Origin of the sequence: Streptomyces sp. MB09-02B (assembly GCF_033794485.1) — a bacterium.
In the GTDB taxonomy this organism is placed as follows: Bacteria; Actinomycetota; Actinomycetes; order Streptomycetales; family Streptomycetaceae; genus Streptomyces.
Window position 1 is genome coordinate 1 of record NZ_JARGEE010000566.1, and the last position, 4,875, is coordinate 4,875.

4 protein-coding genes are annotated in these 4,875 nt (G+C 71.2%); 2 read left to right on the plus strand and 2 right to left on the minus strand.

Translation table 11 applies throughout. From position 1 onward, the window contains the following. Together P1P70_RS40730 and P1P70_RS40735 are read left to right on the plus strand one after the other, a co-directional pair. Positions 1-475: HAD-IA family hydrolase (locus P1P70_RS40730; RefSeq protein WP_319246943.1), on the plus strand; the 475-nt coding region annotated here is incomplete at its 5' end. Continuing rightward, a complete protein-coding gene (locus P1P70_RS40735) occupies positions 472-2,832 on the plus strand; it encodes a glycoside hydrolase family 65 protein (RefSeq protein WP_319246945.1) in 2,361 nt (786 codons plus the stop codon). The genes P1P70_RS40730 and P1P70_RS40735, both read left to right, overlap by 4 nt. A gap of 1 nt (position 2,833) precedes the next feature. On the opposite strand, the gene P1P70_RS40740 is transcribed toward P1P70_RS40735, so the two are convergent. Together P1P70_RS40740 and P1P70_RS40745 are read right to left on the minus strand one after the other, a co-directional pair. After that, positions 2,834-3,949 (minus strand): serine hydrolase domain-containing protein, encoded by a 1,116-nt coding sequence (locus tag P1P70_RS40740; RefSeq protein ID WP_319246948.1) that lies wholly within the window; start codon positions 3,947-3,949, stop codon positions 2,834-2,836. Positions 3,950-4,086: 137 nt separating this feature from the next. After that, on the minus strand, positions 4,087-4,875 hold a 789-nt coding region (locus P1P70_RS40745; protein ID WP_319246946.1), incomplete at its 5' end, for a CAP domain-containing protein.

The window sequence follows — 4,875 nt, forward strand, 5'->3', positions numbered from 1 at the left end:
GCCCGACACCCCCACCGTGCACGGCCTCGGCAACCGCAAGAACGAGATCCTGCTGGACCTCATCCGCGCCGACGGCGTCGAGGCCTACGACGGCACCCTGCGCTACATCGAACGCGTCCGCGCCCACGGCCTGCGCACCGCCGTCGTCTCCTCCAGCGCCAACTGCCGGGACGTCCTGCGCTCCATCGACGCCGAGCACCTCTTCGACGTACGGATCGACGGCGTGGTCGCCGCCGAACGCGAACTGCCGGGCAAACCCCGCCCCGACACCTTCCTCGCCGCCGCCCGCGACCTGGGCGTCGAACCCGCCGACGCCGCCGTCTTCGAGGACGCCATCGCCGGCATGGACGCCGGACGCGCGGGCCGCTTCGGACACGTCGTCGGCCTCGACCGCGTCGGTCAGGCCGACGCCCTGCGCGCCCACGGCGCTGACACCGTCGTCGCGGACCTCACGGACCTGGGGGAGTGGGCGTGATCACACACCGGTCGTACGGCGTCGAACCGTGGGCGCTGCGCGAACAGGGTCTGAACCTCGACGTCCTGCCGCAGAGCGAATCCGTGTTCGCCCTCGCCAACGGGCACATCGGCTGGCGCGGCAACCTCGACGAGGGCGAACCGCACGGACTGCCCGGCACCTACCTCAACGGCGTCCACGAACTGCACCCCCTGCCCTACGCGGAGGCCGGCTACGGCTACCCCGAGTCCGGGCAGACGGTCATCGACGTCACCAACGGCAAGATCCTGCGCCTCCTCGTCGACGACGAACCCTTCGACCTGCGCTACGGCCGGTTGCGCTCCCACGAACGCGTCCTCGACCTCCGCGCGGGCGTGCTGCGCCGAAGCTGCGAGTGGACCTCCCCGGCCGGCACGACCGTCCGGGTGCGCTCCACCCGCCTGGTGTCGTTCACCCAGCGGGCGATCGCCGCCGTCGCCTACGACGTCGAGGCGGTCGACGGCGAGGCACGCGTCGTCGTCCAGTCGGAGCTGGTCGCCAACGAGCAACTGCCGCGGCGCGAGGGCGATCCCCGGGCCTCCGTCGCCCTGGAGGCCCCGCTGGAGCCGGAGGAGCACTTCGCCGACGGGACACGGCTCCGGCTCGTCCACCGCACCCGGCGCAGCGGCCTGCGCGTCGCCGCCGCGGCCGACCACGTCCTCACCGCCCCCGGCCAGATCACCACCGCCGGCGAGAGCAGGGACGACGTCGCCCGCCTCACCGCCACCACCGTCCTGTCCCCCGGCGAGCGCCTGCGGGTGGAGAAGACGGTCGCCTACGGCTGGTCCGGCACCCGTTCGCTGCCCGCGGTCGGCGACCAGGTCGACGCCGCCCTCTCCGCCGCCGCGTACGGCGGCTGGCAGGGCCTCGTCGACGAACAGCGGTCCTACCTCGACGACTTCTGGGCCCGCGCCGACGTCGAGGTCGACGGTGACGAGGAGATCCAGCAGGCCGTACGGTTCGCCCTGTTCCACGTCCTCCAGGCGGGCGCCCGCGCCGAACAGCGCGCCATCCCCGCCAAGGGCCTCACCGGCTCCGGCTACGACGGCCACGCCTTCTGGGACACCGAGACCTTCGTCCTGCCGCTGCTCACCCACACCGCCCCGGGCGCCGTCACCGAGGCGCTCCGCTGGCGCCAGAACACCCTGCCCGCCGCCCGTGAACGCGCGGCCCAACTCGGCCTGAAGGGCGCCGCGTTCCCCTGGCGGACCATCGACGGCTCGGAGCGCTCCGCGTACTGGCCCGCCGGCACGGCCGCCTTCCATGTCAACGCCGCCGTCGCCGACGCCGTGGTCCGCCACACCACCGCCACCGGCGACACCGCCTTCGAACGCGACACCGGCGTCGAACTCCTCGTCGAGACGGCCCGGCTCTGGCGCTCCCTCGGCCACCACGACCACCACGGCGCCTTCCACATCGACGGCGTGACCGGCCCGGACGAGTACAGCGCCGTCGTCGACGACAACACGTACACCAACCTCATGGCCCGTGGGAACCTCCTGGCCGCCGCCGACGCCGTCGAACGCCACCCGGACCGTGCCCGGCGGCTCGGCGTCGACGACGAGGAGAGCGCCGCCTGGCGCGACGCCGCCCAGGCCATGTACGTCCCCTACGACCACGAACTGGGCGTCCACGAACAGCACGCCGGGTTCACCCGCCACCAGCGCTGGGACTTCGAGAACACCGGGCCCGACCAGTACCCGCTGATGCTGCACTTCCCCTACTTCGACCTCTACCGCAAACAGGTCGTCAAACAGGCCGACCTGGTCCTCGCGCTGTACAAGTGCGGCGACCACTTCGACGACGAGCAGACGGCCCGCGACTTCGCCTACTACGAACCGCTCACCGTCCGCGACTCCTCCTTGTCCGCCTGCTGCCAGGCCGTCATCGCCGCCCAGGTCGGCCATCTCGACCTCGCCCACGACTATCTGACCGAGTCGGCGCTGATGGACCTGGCGGACCTGGAGCACAACACCCGCGACGGCCTCCACATCGCCTCCCTCGCCGGCACGTGGACGGCGCTGGTCGCGGGCTTCGGCGGGATGCGCCACCACGGGACGACCGTCGGCTTCGCACCCCGCCTCCCCGAGCGTCTACGCAGGCTCGCCTTCAACGTCGGGCTGCTCGACACCTGTCTGCGCGTGGAGATCGAACCCCGTCACGCCACGTACGTGCTGCTCTCCGGTGACTCCCTGACGATCCGCCACCACGGCGAGCCGGTCACCCTCGACGGGGACAAACCCCGGCGCCTGGACATCCCGGCCCCGAAACGACCCGGACCGGCGCCGGACCAGCCCCGGCACCGGCGCCCGGGCCGCCACCGGGGCCGAGCGGGCTGACTCAGCCGCAGAACGTGGACTCCAGCGTGCGGTTCACGGTCGCGTACACGGTGCCGTTGTTGGACGTGTTGGCGAAGGAGGTCACACTGCGCTTGCCGTTCTTCGAGGTGAACGCCCAGGTGTAGTAGCCCTGCACGGTCCCCGTGTGCCCGTACACCGAGACCCCGCACGACAGGTCGCGTCGGCGCAGCCCCAGGCCGTACGCCTGGGTGCTGTTGACCGGCGTCCACTTCAGCATCTCCTTCAGCCCGGCCGCCGAGGTGAGCTTGCCCTGCACCAGCGCGGACATGAACTTGTTCAGATCCTTGGCACCGGACACCAGACCGCCCGCGCTCTGCGCCCACGACGTCGTCTGCAGCGTCGAGTCGATCTTCTTCCCGGTGGAGTCGGCGGTCATGTAACCGCGCGAGTGCCTGCCGGGGATCGTGTTCTTCGGGTGGACGTAGAACGTGTCCGCCAGCTTCAGCGGCGTGATGATCCGGTCCTGGTACGCGGTCGCCACGGGCTTCTTGGTGATCTTCTCGATGAGCATGCCCGCGACCACGAAGTTGGCGTTCGAGTACGCGTAGGACGCGCCCGGCTTGTTGGTGCGTGGCTTGGCGAGCGACAGGTCCATCAACTGACGGTAGGTGAACACCTTGTTCCGCACCTTCTCGAACCCCGCCACGCTGGGGGAGAAGAGGGTGTTGGCGTAGTCGTACAGTCCGCTGCGGTGGCTGAGCACATGGCGCACGGTGATCTTCTTGTCCGGCAGCAGCCCCGGCAGATACGTGTTGACGGAGGTGTCGAGCTTGACCTTGCCCTCGTCGACCAGCTGCAGCAGGACCACCGCCGTGAACGTCTTGGTGACGCTGCCGACCCGGATGCGGTCCCCGGTGCCGATGGCCCGCTTGGTGGACCGGTCCGCGACGCCCTCCGCCAGGTGGTGCGCCTTGCCGTTGTCGTCGATCCTCGCGAACGCGCCCGGCGCTCCCTGCGACAGCGCCGTGCGCAGTGTCTTTCGCAGCTCGGTCGTGTCGGGCCCCGCCGCCGGGGCCGCGTGGGCGGGGACCGTCAGCAACGACAGCGCGACAGCGCCCAGCGTCGCCACACCCGTGCCCACCGTTCTCGAAACCATCTGAACCATCCGATTCGTCTCCTGTTGCCCGCCGTCATCGACAGGTGCATTGGAGTCGAGCGATCACGGAGAGTCAAGTAGCCAGGTCTGGGGGCGAGTTGCCCGACTCGAAAGAGGGACAGTCGGATGGATCGGTTTCACCCGCCGAAGAGCTGGGTCCAGTACGTGCCGGCCGCGCCGCCGCCGACGAAGCCGATGCCTATGTGGGTGAAGCCGGGTTTGAGGATGTTCGCCCGGTGCCCGGGGCTGTTCATCCAGCCGAGCACCACCTCGGCGGCCGACCGCTGACCGCACGCGATGTTCTCCCCGATGGACCGCCGGGTGGAGCCGGCCGCCGCCGCGCGGTGCCAGGGTTCGCCGCCGTCGGGGGAGGTGTGCGCGTAGAAGGCCCGCGCGACCATGTCGGCGCTGTGCGCCTGGGCGGCGTCGGTGAGCTGGGGGTCGGGGGAGAGCGGGGGGAGGCCGGCCCTGGCCCGTTCGGTGTTGGTGAGGGTGATGACCTCGGTGGTGGTCCGGTGGAGGCCTGCGGGGGAGAAGGGCTGCGCCCAGAGGGCCGTCCAGTAGACGGTTCCCGAGCGGGGGTCGGTGGCGTGGCCCAAGCCCGCCTGGGTGCAGGCGGGTTCGCAGAGGGTGCGCCTGGCCTTGGGGTCGGAGCGGCAGTAGTCGACGAACTCGGCGGGGTCGCGAGGGCCGGAGACCAGGTGTTCGCCGATGGTGAGGTAGGCGTAGCCGGTGGTGGTGAGGCGCTGGTGGACGGAGAGGCCGTCCTTGCCCTCGGTGGCGAGCCGGCCCTGGGCGGCCATCGCGGTGGCGTGGGCCTGGGCGGCGGTCGAGAGGCGGGCGTCGGGTGAGACGGGCGGAGAACCCACGGCGGCCCGGGTGGAGTTGACCAGGTCGAGGAAGTGGGTGGGAGTGGAGGTGGGGGG

Bases quoted from the DNA above. Each gene is read 5' to 3' on its own strand.
- P1P70_RS40740 (WP_319246948.1), bottom strand. From the start codon at position 3,949: ATGGTTTCGAGAACGGTGGGCACGGGTGTGGCGACGCTGGGCGCTGTC.